Annotated in this window: 11 protein-coding genes; 2 read left to right on the top strand and 9 right to left on the bottom strand. The window is 70.1% G+C overall.

Annotated features, from left to right (window positions below):
• Positions 1 to 6: 6 nt before the first annotated feature.
• Positions 7 to 1,050 carry a type VI secretion system protein TssA gene (tssA, locus tag ABL843_RS03430; protein WP_418118974.1) on the bottom strand — a complete coding sequence of 348 codons (1,044 nt, stop codon included), beginning with the start codon at positions 1,048 to 1,050 and terminating at the stop codon, positions 7 to 9.
• 71 nt (positions 1,051 to 1,121) lie between these two features.
• Here tssA and tssJ point away from each other — a divergent pair, with 71 nt between their 5' ends.
• Positions 1,122 to 1,634 (top strand): type VI secretion system lipoprotein TssJ, encoded by a 513-nt coding sequence (tssJ, locus tag ABL843_RS03435; RefSeq protein ID WP_184639897.1) that lies wholly within the window; start codon positions 1,122 to 1,124, stop codon positions 1,632 to 1,634.
• Between the two features lie 15 nt (positions 1,635 to 1,649).
• Here the strand turns inward: tssJ and ABL843_RS03440 are convergent, their stop codons facing one another.
• Both ABL843_RS03440 and ABL843_RS03445 read right to left on the bottom strand, forming a co-directional pair.
• Positions 1,650 to 2,750: a type VI secretion system protein gene (locus ABL843_RS03440; RefSeq protein ID WP_418118975.1), complete on the bottom strand. Its 1,101-nt coding sequence runs from the start codon at positions 2,748 to 2,750 to the stop codon at positions 1,650 to 1,652.
• Positions 2,747 to 4,081 carry a DotU family type IV/VI secretion system protein gene (locus ABL843_RS03445; RefSeq protein ID WP_418118976.1) on the bottom strand — a complete coding sequence of 445 codons (1,335 nt, stop codon included), beginning with the start codon at positions 4,079 to 4,081 and terminating at the stop codon, positions 2,747 to 2,749. The genes ABL843_RS03440 and ABL843_RS03445 overlap by 4 nt, the downstream gene beginning before the upstream one ends.
• Before the next feature lie 243 nt (positions 4,082 to 4,324).
• Here ABL843_RS03445 and ABL843_RS03450 point away from each other — a divergent pair, with 243 nt between their 5' ends.
• The gene (locus ABL843_RS03450) at positions 4,325 to 5,026 is read left to right on the top strand and encodes a response regulator (protein WP_418118977.1); all 702 of its coding nucleotides are present in this window, start codon (positions 4,325 to 4,327) and stop codon (positions 5,024 to 5,026) included.
• A gap of 32 nt (positions 5,027 to 5,058) precedes the next feature.
• Here the strand turns inward: ABL843_RS03450 and ABL843_RS03455 are convergent, their stop codons facing one another.
• The 6 genes from ABL843_RS03455 to ABL843_RS03480 form a co-directional block, all read right to left on the bottom strand.
• A complete protein-coding gene (locus ABL843_RS03455; protein ID WP_418118978.1) occupies positions 5,059 to 8,043 on the bottom strand; it encodes a GH92 family glycosyl hydrolase in 2,985 nt (994 codons plus the stop codon).
• Positions 8,044 to 8,179: 136 nt separating this feature from the next.
• Positions 8,180 to 10,495: a TonB-dependent siderophore receptor gene (locus tag ABL843_RS03460; RefSeq protein WP_418118979.1), complete on the bottom strand. Its 2,316-nt coding sequence runs from the start codon at positions 10,493 to 10,495 to the stop codon at positions 8,180 to 8,182.
• A 107-nt stretch (positions 10,496 to 10,602) separates the two neighbouring features.
• Positions 10,603 to 11,652: a FecR family protein gene (locus tag ABL843_RS03465; RefSeq protein WP_184639887.1), complete on the bottom strand. Its 1,050-nt coding sequence runs from the start codon at positions 11,650 to 11,652 to the stop codon at positions 10,603 to 10,605.
• A gap of 160 nt (positions 11,653 to 11,812) precedes the next feature.
• Complete coding sequence (locus ABL843_RS03470; protein WP_184640552.1) at positions 11,813 to 12,316, bottom strand: sigma-70 family RNA polymerase sigma factor; 504 nt, start codon at positions 12,314 to 12,316, stop codon at positions 11,813 to 11,815.
• A gap of 60 nt (positions 12,317 to 12,376) precedes the next feature.
• Positions 12,377 to 12,610, bottom strand: coding sequence for a hypothetical protein (locus tag ABL843_RS03475; protein WP_418118980.1), 234 nt, complete (start codon positions 12,608 to 12,610; stop codon positions 12,377 to 12,379).
• Between the two features lie 32 nt (positions 12,611 to 12,642).
• Positions 12,643 to 13,263 carry a hypothetical protein gene (locus tag ABL843_RS03480; protein WP_418118981.1) on the bottom strand — a complete coding sequence of 207 codons (621 nt, stop codon included), beginning with the start codon at positions 13,261 to 13,263 and terminating at the stop codon, positions 12,643 to 12,645.
• Between the last annotated feature and the right edge of the window lie 98 nt (positions 13,264 to 13,361).

The raw sequence follows: 13,361 nt of genomic DNA on the forward strand, positions 1-13,361 counted from the left end.
CGGGGCTTACTCGGAAGGACGGCGGCCCGTGACCGTTTCAATGGTGTCCATCGCGTTCGGCGCGAGGTTGGCCATGATCTCGAGGAAGCTCACTCCGATGAGCTTCTTGGCGCGCTCGATCAGAAGCGGCGCGGGGTTGCCCGGCTCGGCCTGCTCCAGGTAGCGGATCACGCGGTCGAGCATCTGCACGGCGTCCTGCCGGTTCTGTATCTCGCCGCGCGCGGCGGCGGGACGCGCGGCCGCGGCACCGTTGGCTTGTGCATCCGCCGCGGCGCCGCCGGAGTCCTGCGCGGCGGCGGCATCTGCCGGGGAGCCGCTGGCGGAGGCGCAGGCCTTCTGCAGCACACGCGCGATGGAGCGCAGCGGGTCGAGGTCGAATGCATCGGCGCGGCCTGTGCGCTCGGCGATGAGCTTCTTCAGTTGCTCCACCAGCGCGGGCACGCCCAACGCTGCCTGGATGGCATCGGGCCGCTCGGACTGGATGGCCTCCAGCCCGCCCTGCACCTGTGCCATCGAGTAGGTGGCTTCGCCGCCCACGGCGGTGAGCGCGTTGTGCGCGATGGCGATGTCGCGCACGCGGATCGGCCCCACGCCGCGCGCGACGCCGACCTGCGCCTCGTAGAGGTCGCGCAGGCCCATGGTCTCGTCGGTCAGCGGCGCGAGCGCGTTCAGGCGCATCGTCGGGTCGTTGTCGTCGTCGGCATCCAGCTTTGGATGTATGCCGTCCCAGAAGGTGTCGAGCAATCCGTTGAGCAGCCGCAGGCCGGCGGCGAAGCCTTCCACGCCCTGCAGGCGGGTGGAGGCGCGCAGCAGCAGCACGGCGGCACGCACGTCCTTGCTGCGCCGCAGGATGTTCCCGGCCTTCTCGCCCACCTCGCGCCACTCGGGCTCGACCGCGGGGATCACCGTGTCGCCGAACTGCTGCTCGGGCTTGCCCTGCGCGTCCGCGACCAGCGCCATGAAGTCCGCGTCGTACTCGAGATCGTCGCCGCACGGCGATGCATCGCCGATGGGCGCGAGCAGTGTTGCAGCGAGTTCGTTGTTCAGCATGTTGCCTATCGGAGTTCGCTGGTGATAATCAAAGATGCGTCTTGACCGGTCAATGCAACGAAGGGAATAGCATGCGCACGCTGGGTACACACCATTCGTCCTATGAGGGCTTCCTTGCCGCGGCAACGCGGCGCCACATCGCCGTTCTTGGCCTTGCTGGAGCCGGTCTTCTGCTTGCGGGCTGTGCGGCGAAGCCCGTGGTCACCACGGTGGCCGTCACGCTCACCGCGGGCGCCGACGCCAACCCCGATGCGCGCGGCCGCGCATCTCCGCTCACGGTGCGCGTGTATGCATTGAAGTCGCCCGGCCCCTTCGAAGGCGCCGACTTCTTCTCGCTCTTCGAGAAGGACCAGGCCACGCTCGGCGCCGAGCTCGTGCAGCGCGAAGAGGTGCTGCTGCGGCCCGGCGAGACGAAGAAGCTCGACTTCAACCTGCCGCCCGATGCGAAGTCGATGGGCGTGATGGCGGCCTACCGCGACCTCGACCGCGCACGCTGGCGCGAGGTGCGCCCGGTGGTCACCGGCAAGGCGCAGTCGCTCGATGTGACCTTCGGCGCGCGTGCGATGCGCGTGGACGCCAGGTAGCCCGTGCGCTACCGGTCATGACGGCCTTCCCGGCCGCACCAAAGGCTGGTCGACGGGAAGGAAGTGCTCGAACAGGTCATGCACGAAGGCGCCGCCGGCCGCGTCCGACGCGGATGCCGTGAGATAGAAGCCGCGCCAGCGCGGCGCGCGCGGCCCGCGGCCGTGGTTCTCGAACAGCACCTGCGCGAACTGGCGCAGCCCCGGCTGCAGGGCGCGCACCGCTTCCACGAACTCATGAATGGCGAGCCGGCCGGTGGGGCCGGGCTGCTCGCGCAGCAGCGACATGCGCAGCGCGTGCAGCTGCTGCGCGATGGGCTCGAACACGGTGTCCAGCCGCTCGCCAGCCGGAGTCTCGATGAAGGCTGAAGGATCGGTCAGCCTGTGTCCCAGCGCCTGCGCAAGCACTTCGGGCGGCAGCGCTCCGCGCAGGGTCGCATAGCCCGGCAGCCGTTCGAGGCCGGTCACGACGAGGTAGGTGGGCATCTGCAGCCGCAGGCCGTCGCTGGCTTCGCCGAGCAGGCGGCGCGTTCGCGCGGCGAGCGACTTCAGCGCGGTGGTGTCGGCATCCAGAAGGTCGCCGGCGGCCACGGCCACCACGAGGCCGTTGAGCGGCAGGCGGTCGCGTCGCTCGGCCAGCGCAAGCAGTGAGTGAAGCCAGAGGCTGCGCGACTGCGGCGTGCCCGCCTTGTCGCCGACCGCGCCCGCATCGATCTCGATAGCCACCAGCCGATGGGTCAGCCACCAGTGCCACCAGGCGGCACCGGATGCGGCGTCCGTGCGTTCGGCGTGCGCGGTCGCGAGCAGCCCCGCGAGGTTGGCCGGTGCATCGCCGAAGAAGAGGAACCACGGCACCGGCGCCGAGGGCCTGGCCCATGGCGCGCGGCGCATGGCCTGCTGCGCCCGCGTCATGCTTTCCTTCAGCGTGTCGACGGCCAGTGCGGTTCCGCCGGCATCGGCCGCCGGTTCGGCCAGCGCGGCGAGGCGCTTGCGCAGCCCGCGCCGGCGCGCGCCACGGCCGGCATCGCGCACCACCGCGTACAGCAGGCCGAAGCCCAGCAGGCACAGCGCCAGCAGCAGCCAGAAGCGGTGGACGGGCGACAGCAGCAGGCCGGTCATCGCGAGACGGTCTCCAGGAAGACGAAGTCGGCGATCAGCCGGTCGCTGTTCTTGCTGGCCGCGAGCGACTCGCGCAACCTCAGCAGGTAGGCGGAGGCGAGCTCGAAGGGCGGCCGGTCGGCGGTTTCGGTGAGGGGCGTGGGCGACGAAAGCACTGTGATCAGCACGCTGCCGAAGGGCGGACTCACCAGCCAGCTGGAAGGAATGTCGCGGCCTATCTCCAGGACCTCGCCCGCGTGCAGCCGCGTGGGCTGCTGCCCGGCGTTGAGATGCATGACGGAGCCGTCGGCCGTGTAGTAGTCGACCCAGATGTAGCTGTCGTGGCGCGGCGCGGTCACCTGCACGCGCACGTTGTCGCCCTCGCGCAGGCGGCCGTCGCGGGCCGTGGGCGCGCTCACGTCGAGGCCGTAGGCCTTCTCGGTGTTGCGCGCCTGGTAGGGCTTGAGGATGGCGAACACCTCGCAATGCGGCCACACGCGCAGTCCGATGTCGAAGCGCGGCGACTTCACGCCGGGCAGGGCGCTCACTTCGTGCTCGACGCGCGGCAGGTCTCCGGGCTGCGAGACGAAGCCGGTGACCCGCGTGCGGCCCTCGTGGTCGACGCTGGCCGTGAGGTCGGCGCAGGCGAAAGCCTGCAGGTGCTGCTCGACGCGCTGGGCCAGGCCGGTGGCGGCTGCGGGCGGGCCGCCGGACCACAGCCACGGCGTGTACAGCAGCGGCAGCGCCAAGGCCAGGGCGGCGGCGCCGAGCAGCAGGGTGCGGTCGCGCCGGCGCGTGTCGTTGGGGCCGCGCGGGTCGGGCGCCTCGTAGGGTTGCGGCGCGATGTGGTCCTGCAGCAGGCTGCCCATGGACAGCGGGCGCAGCAGCAGCTGGCGGCCGTGCAGGTCCTTCAGCTTGCCGAGTTCGCCCTGGTCGCCGTCCTCGAAGTAGTACTGTCCCCTGAAGCCGAGCGCCAGCGCGTGCCAGTACACCTCGCGCACCGCGTCGTCGTCGGGGCCCAGGGCCGAGAGGTGGTGGAAGAACTCGCTGTGGGCGTTGTTGGAGTTGAATAGCTGCACCTGCAGGGGAGCGGCCGTGCCTGTCGCGCCGGCCGCGTCCGGGTGCCGCGCAAGGATCTCGTCGATCCAGGCCACCATGGCGAAGGAGGCCGACTCGATCTGCGCGGCGGGCGTGCCGGCGGCCTCGGCGGCGGCGCGCGCCGCGTCGAGCAGCTGGCGGGCCCGTTGCTGCGCCGCGTCGTGCGGCAGCAGTGGCGCGCCGGACGCGATGGACGCATCCAGCGCGAGGCCGGATGAGATGAAGCTGGAGAAACAGTCGAGAAGGCGGGCCATGGGCGGGCCCGCTCATTCATGCGTTGCGAAGGATGCCTTGCACCGGCGTCTGCAGCGATGGCACATGCCCATGTCCCCGGTTCCTTCGAGTAGGCGGCCATTCTTCCAAAGGGCTTGCAAGGGGCGCCATACCGCTTGGGGTCTATGCCGTTGGTGGGGCCGCCGGCCTTGCTGCGCGGGGCTTTCGCCGGTATCTTCAGCGTCTGCCGTGCTTCGCACGCTGGGATACGGGGAAAAGACATCATGAAAATACTGATCGCCGACGACCACCGGCTCGTCATCGAGGCGGTCAAAGCCAAGCTGTCGGAGCTGGAGCCCGGCATCGAATTCGTCCTGGCGATGAGCGTCGACGAATTGCTTGCCGGAGCCACCGACGACCTCGACCTGGCCCTGATCGACCTCAACATGCCCGGCGCCGACGGCCAGGCCCACATCGACGAGATCCGCCAGCGCCATCCGGCCGTGCCGGTGATCGTGCTGTCGGGCTACGAAGACCCGGCCATCATGCGCAGCGCGCTCGAGCGCGGCGTGCTCGGATTCATACCCAAGGCCTACTCTCCCGACGTGATGCTCTCGGCCGTGCGGCTGGTGCTGGCCGGCGGCGTGTACGTGCCGCCGATGATGCTGACGGCAGTGCCCCCCGGCATCGTGGCCGGCATGGCGCAGCAGGCGGGCTCCGAGGCGATGGTGCGCGGCACCGGTGGTGGCGGTGGTGGCGGCACCCAGACGCTGGAGCACCTGCGCAGCGTGCTCACCGAGCGGCAGGTCGAGGTGCTGCAGCTGCTGTCGCAGGGCAAGCCCAACAAGCTGATCGGGCGCAGCCTTGGCATCAGCGAGGGCACGGTGAAGATCCACCTGGCGGCGATCTTCCGCGCGCTCAACGTGCGCAACCGCACCGAGGCGGTGGTGGCCGCCCAGGCGCTGACCGAGGCGCAGCAGGCCTGAGCGGAGCCGCGCCTTGCGGCTCCTTTCTCCTTTCATTGCACCAGCAGTTCGAACTCGGCCACGGTCATCGTGCCGGTGTTGTCGAACTCGATGCGGTACTTGCTGTAAGACTCGGTGCCCGCCTTCAGCGCGAAGGGGCGGGTCTGCTGGCGCCATGCGAAGCTCTCGTTGCTGCGCTCGTCGAGCGTGACCCAGGCGACGCCGTCCTTCGATGCCTTGAGCTTCCAGCTTCTCGGGTCCTGCCCTGCGTCCTGCGTGCCGGAGGTCAGGGTGTAGATCTTCGGCACGCTGGCGGGCTGGCCCGTGGCGGCGTCGGCCTCGATCCATGCGTTGGCCGACGTGCTCCGCCAGGCGGTGTCGGAGTTGCGGTCGTACACGTTCGCCAGCTGGCCGGCTGCACTGGACGACACCGTGTAGGCCCCGGTGGGCAGCAGCGACTTCAGCGGCGAGGGCCTCGCGCTGCCCTGCGTGATCGAGCTCGGCACGTCGTTCTCGCCCGTGCCCCACGAGGAGGGCTGCGCACCCATGACGAACTCCAGCGTCGCGCCGTCGGCGATCTCGCTGTGCAGCAGGTAGCTGCGCGTGACCGGCTGGCCGTTCAGGCGCAGGCTCTGCACATAGCGGTTGGTGTCGCTCACGCCGGGGGCGGTGATGACGATGCGCTTGCCGTTCTCCAGGCTAACCACCATCTTCGGGAAGTAGGGCGCACCGATCGCGTACTCGGGCCGGCCCATGCTCACCGGGTAGAAGCCCATGGCGCCGAACACGTACCAGGCCGACTGCTCGCCGTTGTCCTCGTCGCCGATGTAGCCGCTGCCGTCGGACAGGCCGTTGGCATCGAATCCGGATGTGTAGAGCTTGCTCATCACGTCGCGCAGGTACTTCTGGCCCTGCGAAGGCGCGCCCGCGTAGTTGTACATGTAGATCGAGTGGTGCACCGGCTGGTTGGAGTGCTGGTACTGGCCGACGCCCGCCAGCTGGCTGACCACGTGGGCCTCCTTGATCTCGTGGATCACCGTCCAGTAGCTGCCGGGCTGCAGGTAGGTCGGCGCGGAGAAGAAGGTGTCGAGGCTGGCCTTGAGCTGCGCGCGCCCGCCGTGCAGGTTGGCCAGGCCCTGGCCGTCCTGCGGCGCGAGGAACTGGTACGACCAGGCGTTGCCCTCGGTGTAGCCGTAGCCCCAGTCGTCGGGCGTGGTGCCGTCGTCGGTCCATTGGCCGGTGCTGTCCTTCTCGCGGAACCACTTGCCGGCCCAGGCGCCCGCGCCCTTGTCCGAGAAGAGGCGGGTGTAGTTCAGCGCGCGGTCCATGTAGTAGGCATGGTCGTCGGGCTTGTTCAGCGCCTGGGCCATCTGGGCGATGCCGAAGTCGTTGAGGTCGGCCTCCAGCGACCAGGCCACGCTCTCGCGCGACATCGTGTCCGAGGGCACGTAGCCGTAGAAGACGGATTTGTTCATGCCCTTGCGGCCCTTGGCGCCGTCGGTGCTGTTGACCGAGGCGTTGCGCAGCATCGAGGCGTAGGCCGCGTCGGCGTCGAAGTTGCGCACGCCCTTGAGGTAGGCGTCGGCGAAGATCACGTCGGAGCTGGTGGCGACCATGCTGTCGCGGTAGTCGGGGCCCGACCAGCGCGGCACCCAGCCGCCGTCCTTGTAGGCGTTGACGAAGCCGTCCAGCATCTCGCCCGCCTGGCGTGGAACGAGCAGCGTATAGAGCGGCCAGGTGGTGCGGTAGGTGTCCCAGAAGCCGTTGTTGACCCAGATCTTTCCCTGCCTTTTCGGCGTGCCGGGGAGGTAGGGGCTCATGTAGGTCGGCGAGCCCTTGCCGGTCGCCGCATCGCGCACGTTCTCCCAGGCGGAGTTCGGGTACAGGAAGGCCCGGTACATGTTCGAGTAGAGCGTGATCTTCTTCTGCTCGAAGGCCTTGGCATCTTCCGTGCCGCCTTCCACCTGGACCGTGTTGAGCTTGTCGTCCCACGCCGCGGCCGCCAGCTGCCGGACGTCGTCGAAGCTCCTGTCGCCGATCTCCTGCGCGAGGTTGTCCTTCGCCTGGTCGACGCTGATGAAGGAGGTGGCGATCTTCATGCCCACGACCTTCGCACCGTCCGGCGTCGCGAACTGCACCCAGGTCTTGATGCTGCCGGTATCGATGTTCTTCGACGCGGTGATGGGCGCGTCGAACTTCGCGTAGAAGTACATGAGCGGCGCGTTCTTGTCGCCGTTGTTGTCCACCGTGCCCGATACCGCATTGGCGGCCGTGTCGACCGAGAGGTTGCCGGAGCCCTCGCCGGCGAAGCGGTCGAACAATACCGTGGAAGTCGACATGGCGGCAGGCGCGGTGAAGCGGAAGTAGGCCGCATGGTCCGTGGGCGTGATCTCGGTGCGGATGCCGTTGTCGAAGATCACGCTGTAGTAGTGGGCGTGCGCGACTTCCTTGGCCCGCGAGTAGGTCTGTGCGCGGTTGTCCGGATTGAGCCTGCCCAGGTCGCCGATGGGCATGATCGCGAGCGACTGCCTGTTGCCGATCCACGGGCTGGGTTCGTGCACCGCGGCGAAGGACTGGATCGTCTTGATGAGCGCGCCGTCGGAGGTTTCGCCGGTGCTGGTGTGAAATTGATAGAACCAGTTGTTGTCGTTGCGATTGATCGGTGTCCAGAAGTTGAAGCCGAAGGGCACCGCGATGGCGGGGAAGGTGTTGCCCCGCGTGAAGTCGCCGCTCGAATTGGCGCCGCGCATGATGTTGACGTAGTTCGCCAGCGGTTGCCTGGCGAAGGCGGCGGGCCCGGAAGGATTCGATCCGTCGGAGCCCGTGGTCGACGCCGTCGTCGTTGTTGCCGTGGTTCCTGCGCTACCACCGGACGCGTCGCCGGCGGTGCCCCCCGTCGTCGATGAAGGCGCCGTTCCCGCGCCCGTTCCGGGCAAGGGCAGGAACGAGCCGTTCGACCCGCCACCACCGCCGCCGCAAGCGGCAAGCGATGCAAGTCTCATGGCCAGCGCGAGCTGGCGCAGTCTTCGAGTGCTCATCTGTTTGCTCCCTTTCGAAATCGCAGCACGCTGCGCGATTCAGTCTAGGGACGGGGCGCGCAAGCGGCGCCTGTGCTTTCCCGCAAGCAATGCAGCGTTGCGAACGCAACAAGGGAACGGCGAGCTGCGGCCGTTGCTACCAGCGGTAGCTGAACTTCGCCTGCACCGCGCGCCGCTGGCCGAAGTACTGGCCGTTGCCCGCGACGTAGCTCCTGTCGGTGAGGTTGGTGGCGTTCAGCGCGAAGCTGTAGGGGCCCTGCTCGTAGCGCAGCGCCGCGTCCACCAGCGTGTAGGGCGGGTTGTAGCTGCTGTTGTCGGTGCTGGCCGGCACCTTGCCGACGTGGCGTATGCCGCCGCCCACACTCCAGCCTTTCAGCGCGGGACTGCCGAAGCGGTAGTCCAGCCACAGCGAGGCGGTCTGGCGCGCCGTGTTCAGCGGCTGCTTGCCGATCTCCGCCGGGTTCAGGCTCTGCGTGACCTTGGCGTCGAGCAGCGTGTAGCTGGCTACCAGCTTGAGCTGCTTCGTGAGCGCGGCGCGCGCCTCGAACTCGGGGCCGCGCGTGCGCACCTCGCCGATCTGCGAGACCGGGCCGATGACGAACGGGTCGAAGACGGGCGAGTTGCTCTTGCGCAGGTCGAAGACCGACACGGTGAAGAGCGCGTCGATGCCGGGCGGCCGGTACTTCAGGCCCGCCTCGAACTGGCGGCCCAGCTCGGGCTTGAGCAGGGTGCCGTTGGGGATGGCGCCCGGCAGCGGCGTGAACGAGGTCGCGTAGCTGAAGTAGGGCGCCAGCCCGTTCGGCGCCAGGTACAGCAGGCCCGCGTTGTAGGTGGTCTTGGTGTTGGTGTCGATGCCGAAGGACGAGCTCACCAGCCGGTTGACGCTGCTGCGCGCGCGGTCCTGCCGCACCGTGAGACCCAGCGACCACGGCCCCTTGCGCATCTGGTCCTGCACGTAGAAGCCGCGCTGCGCGATGCTGTTGTCGCCCAGTCCGTTCACCGGTGGGTCTGATAGAGGCTGGCCGTACACCGGCGCGAAGGCATCGATGGAGGGCGCCGGGCCGATGCCGCCTTGCTGCGAGCTGGCCTGCCGCTGGTACTCCATGCCCATCAGCAGCGTGTGCGAGACGGCGCCGGTGCTGAAGCGGCCTTCGACCTGGGTGTCGAGCGTGCTGGTGCGGTTTCTCTCGTCGACCCGCATCACCATGCGGTCGAGCGTGCGCAGGTCGCTCTGGAAGCCGGTGCCGTAGACCTGCCGGTAGTCGATGTCGAGCCTGGCGTGGCGCGCGTTGTGCCGCAGCGTCCAGTTGTCGCTGAGCTGGTGTTCGAAGAGGTAGGTGAGCGAGAAGGCGTCGCGGTTGTAGCGGTCGTAGCCGGGCTCGCCGATGTAGCGCTCGCGCGGAATGCTGCCCCAGGGGTTGGGCGTGATGAGCGCGCCCTGCGGCCAGATGCTCTTGGGCGTGGTGCGGTCGCGCGTGGCCTCCGCCATCAGCGTGACCTTGGTGCGCGCGGAGGGCATCCACGTGAGCGAGGGCGCGATGAAGCTGCGGTCGTCGCGGGAGTAGTCGGTCTGGCCGTCGCTGTTGCGCAGCACGCCGTTGAGCCTGAAGAGCAGGCTGCCGTCGGCGTTCATCGCGCCGCCGATGTCGAAGCTGCCCTGCCGGCGGTTGCGGTTGCCCAACGAGACGCTCACCTCGCGCACCGCCTCCGCCGAGGGCCGCTTGGACACCATGTTGATGGCCCCCCCGGGCGCCGACGGGTCGTACACCGCGCCCGGCCCCTTCAGCAGCTCGACGCGCTCCAGCGCCTGCGGCTCCACCAGCCAGCGCGTGGCGAAGCTGTTGGTGGGGAGCTTGAAGCCGTCGAGGTACTCGGCCGGCGCGAAGCCGCGCACCGTGAGCGAGGCGAAGCGCGTGTCGTAGCCCGCGACTTCGGTAAGCACGCCGGCCGAGTAGCGCAGCGACTGCTCGACGGTGTGCACGGCCTGGTCGTCCATCTGCGCGCGCGTGACCACGGTGACGGCGCGCGGGGTTTCCAGCAGCGGCGTGTCGGTGCGCGTGGCCGTGGCGCTGCGCTGCGCCACGTAGCCTTCGACCTGGCCGTCGGCGCGCTCGCCCGGCGCGTTGACGGTGAGCGTGGGCAGGATGGCGTTGGGCCCGGAGACCGCTGCGGGCGTGCCCGTGGCCTGGCGCACCGCATAGGCGCCGCTGGTGCCGGGCACGGCTTCGAGCCGGTGCGGCGAGAGCAGCTCGGCCAGGCCCTCTGCCACGGTGCGGCGGCCCTGTATGGCGGAGGCATTCTTTCCGCGCACCAGAGCCGGATCGAAGGAGAGCGTGATGCCGGCCTGCCGCGCGAAGCTGCTGAGCGCGTCTTCCAGCGCGCCGGCCGGAATGTCGAAGCTGGCGCGCGCCGGAACATCCGCCGGCTGCGCCTGCGCGCGCGCGGAATTCATGGGCGCAGCCCATCCCGCCGCGATACCCAGCAGCAGCGCGGAGAGCAGGGTGGGCCTTGTCTGCCGGAACCGCCAGAACCCGGGATGGCGGTCCGGAGAAAGGCGTCTCAACGTCGCGCGACAGTCAATGTGCCTCCAGTGCCGCGGTCGAGCCGGACCGGCAGTGTGCGTACCAGCGCCTCCAGCGCGCGGCCGACGGGGTCGGGGCCGCTGAGCTGGAAGACGCCCGACACGCGCAGCGATGCCGCATCCGCGTCGCAGAGCAGCGGTGTGGCGTGGTAGCGCGCCAGCTCGGCGATGAAGGCATCGAGCCTCATCTGCCGCGCCACCAGCGCGCCGTCGGTCCAGGCGTCGGGCTCGAAGCTGCGGTCCACGATGCGCTGGGGCGGTTGTGCCGCGCCGCCGCGCACGATGTAGCCGTCTCCCGCCTGGGCGACTACCGGCTGTGCGTCGACGGTGGTGTGGATGGCCACGCGGCCCTCGGTCATCGACAGCCGCGTCTGGTCGTCCTGCTCGCGCACGCCGAAGCGCGTGCCCAGCGCCTCGAAGCGCGCGTGCGGCGTCTCGACCCAGAATGCGCGGTGGCCGAGCAGCGAGCCGTCGTCCGCGCCGGTGCGCACGAAGAGCTCGCCGCGCCGCAGCAAGATGCGGCGGCGGCGCGGCGAGAAGATCACCTGCACCTCGGAGCCGGTGTTGAGGTTCAGCTCGGTGCCGTCGGCCAGCGTCACGCGCTTGCGTTCGCCCACGGCGGTGGCGTAGTCGGTGCGGCTCTCCCATGGCTGCTCGCGCCAGACGAAGAGGCCGGCCATGCCGCCCGTGACGGCCAGCCCCATCACGCCCAGAACCCCGAGCGCGCGGCGGCGGCCCTGCTGGGCCCGCAGGCGGGTGGCCGCCTGCAGCGCGCCGTGCGCCAGCGCACCGCCGGCCTCGCCCATGCGCGGCACCTGGCGGAAGGTGTCTTCCACGGCCTGCACCTGCTGCCAGGCCTGCTCGTGCGAGGGATGCGCGGCGCGCCATGCGCCGCATTCGTCATGGGTCTTCTCGTCGGCGCTGCCGGAGCCCAGCCGCACGGCCCAGGCGATGGCCTGGTCGAGCAGCTCGGCGGCCGTGGCCGTGCCGTCGCCGGTCAGCGGGGTGGAAGGAAATGCGGCTTTCATTCTGGATGGCTCTGCGCACTTCCCGTGATCCCGGTCGCACGAAATAGCCTCGGCCAGAGCCAGGAACACCGCGGAACCGGCTTTGCCGGGCCGCCGGTGTTGCCCCCGGCGAGGCGGGGGGAGAAGCGACACGAAGTGCGCGAAGCCTGGGGGAGTTTCATCATTTCAGCGCCAGGCAGTGACGGATGGCGGTGGCCATGTATTTTTCTACGGAGCTCAGGCTCACATCGAGGCGCTGCGCGATCTCGGCATAGCCGAGGCCGTCGAGCCGCGAGAGCAAGAAGGCGCTGCGCGCCTTGGACGGCAGCCCGTCGAGCATCGCGTCGATGCGCACCAGCGATTCGACCAGCAGCATCTGCGCCTCGGGCGAGGGCGCCTGCGGCTCGGGCAGCGCGGCGATCGCCTCCAGGCAGGCGCGCTCCAGCGTTCGGCGGCGCACGTGGTCGACCACCAGCCCGTGCGCGATGGTGGTGAGCCAGGCGCGGGGCTCGCGGACCTCGTCGATGTCGCGCGGGCGGCCCAGCACGCGCACGAAGGTGTCCTGCGCCAGGTCGGCGGCGTCGCCCGGGTGGCCCAGCTTGCGGCGCAGCCAGCCGAGCAGCCAGCCGTGGTGGTCGCCGTAGAGGCTTTCCACGCTGCGCGAAGGAGGACGGTCGTCCGGCATGGAGGAGGGCGAGGAAAAGTCGTTCGGGAACGCGACGAGTGCGGCAGGCATGAATCTATCTCACTGCGTTGGCGCTGGCGAACGGCGTTTCGCCCCGGCAGGGCAGCCCGTCTGGAGCCGGTGGCTGCGGGTCTGCATGATGGGCGCGAGCGTGGACAGGGCCGTGGCGCCCGCGCGGCCCTGCTCGCAGCGGCCGAAGCCGACCGAGAGCGCGAGGCCGGCCACGGCCGCGCCGAGGCAGCAGCCGTCGAAGAGCCGGGAGCGCGCGGTGCCGCCGGCGTCCCGCGAGCGCAAGCTCTCCCGGACGAAGAGCCGGCGGGTGGCCATCACAGCAGCCCCTTCGGCGCACGCGCGGCGCGGACGCCGTGCAGCGGAAACCGCAGCGTGAGGCAACCGTCGCCCAGCGGCGAGGGTGCGGTGTAGATGCGCGCACCGTGGCGCGCGGCGATGGCCTGGCAGGCATGGGCCAGGGACGACGTGGGTCGGCCGATGCCGGTCTCGAAGGCCTGCGAGAGGCGGGGCGCGGTGCCGGTGGAAATGTCGGCTTCGCGCAGGTTCACCACCGCCTGGTGTCTTTCGGCGCGCGCCAGCACATGCAGCGTGGCGCCCCGCGGCAAGGTCGCGGCCGCGGCGTTGGCGATGTGAGACACGAGCAGCGGCAGGTCGCCGGCGATGGCCGCCACCGTGAGCGCAGCGTCCGGCACGGCGAGGTCGAGCCCGATGCCGTGCTGCGCCAGGGTTTCGCCCTGCGTGGTGGGCGTTGCGGCGAGCGCGCGCAGCGGCTGGCGCAGGTCGATGCGTTCGCGCGCGGCGGCGGCTTCCTGCCGGGCGGCGAACTGGGGCATCGGCGTGCCGGTGGCGCGGGTCGAGAGCGTCTTGCCGGCGAGCCAGGCGGCGCCGAGGGCGAAGCAGGCGGCGACCACGAGGCCGAGGCTGCCGGTGCTCATCGGACGCTCTCCCGGGGGCACGCCGAGGGCGGCGGTGGCTGAAAGCGATGACGGGGGGTCTGAAGCATGGGGAGGCGGCTCCTCTTTTCGGTCTCGGG

The organism is Variovorax sp. 350MFTsu5.1 (assembly GCF_048302515.1).
Classification (GTDB): Bacteria; Pseudomonadota; Gammaproteobacteria; order Burkholderiales; family Burkholderiaceae_C; genus Variovorax; species Variovorax guangxiensis.

Coding starts and splice junctions, on each gene's coding strand:
- tssA (WP_418118974.1), bottom strand. CDS start 1,050: ATGCTGAACAACGAACTCGCTGCAACACTGCTCGCGCCCATCGGCGAT.
- tssJ (WP_184639897.1), top strand. CDS start 1,122: ATGCGCACGCTGGGTACACACCATTCGTCCTATGAGGGCTTCCTTGCC.
- ABL843_RS03440 (WP_418118975.1), bottom strand. CDS start 2,750: ATGACCGGCCTGCTGCTGTCGCCCGTCCACCGCTTCTGGCTGCTGCTG.
- ABL843_RS03445 (WP_418118976.1), bottom strand. CDS start 4,081: ATGGCCCGCCTTCTCGACTGTTTCTCCAGCTTCATCTCATCCGGCCTC.
- ABL843_RS03450 (WP_418118977.1), top strand. CDS start 4,325: ATGAAAATACTGATCGCCGACGACCACCGGCTCGTCATCGAGGCGGTC.
- ABL843_RS03455 (WP_418118978.1), bottom strand. CDS start 8,043: ATGAGCACTCGAAGACTGCGCCAGCTCGCGCTGGCCATGAGACTTGCA.
- ABL843_RS03460 (WP_418118979.1), bottom strand. CDS start 10,495: ATGAATTCCGCGCGCGCGCAGGCGCAGCCGGCGGATGTTCCGGCGCGC.
- ABL843_RS03465 (WP_184639887.1), bottom strand. CDS start 11,652: ATGAAAGCCGCATTTCCTTCCACCCCGCTGACCGGCGACGGCACGGCC.
- ABL843_RS03470 (WP_184640552.1), bottom strand. CDS start 12,316: ATGCCGGACGACCGTCCTCCTTCGCGCAGCGTGGAAAGCCTCTACGGC.
- ABL843_RS03480 (WP_418118981.1), bottom strand. CDS start 13,263: ATGAGCACCGGCAGCCTCGGCCTCGTGGTCGCCGCCTGCTTCGCCCTC.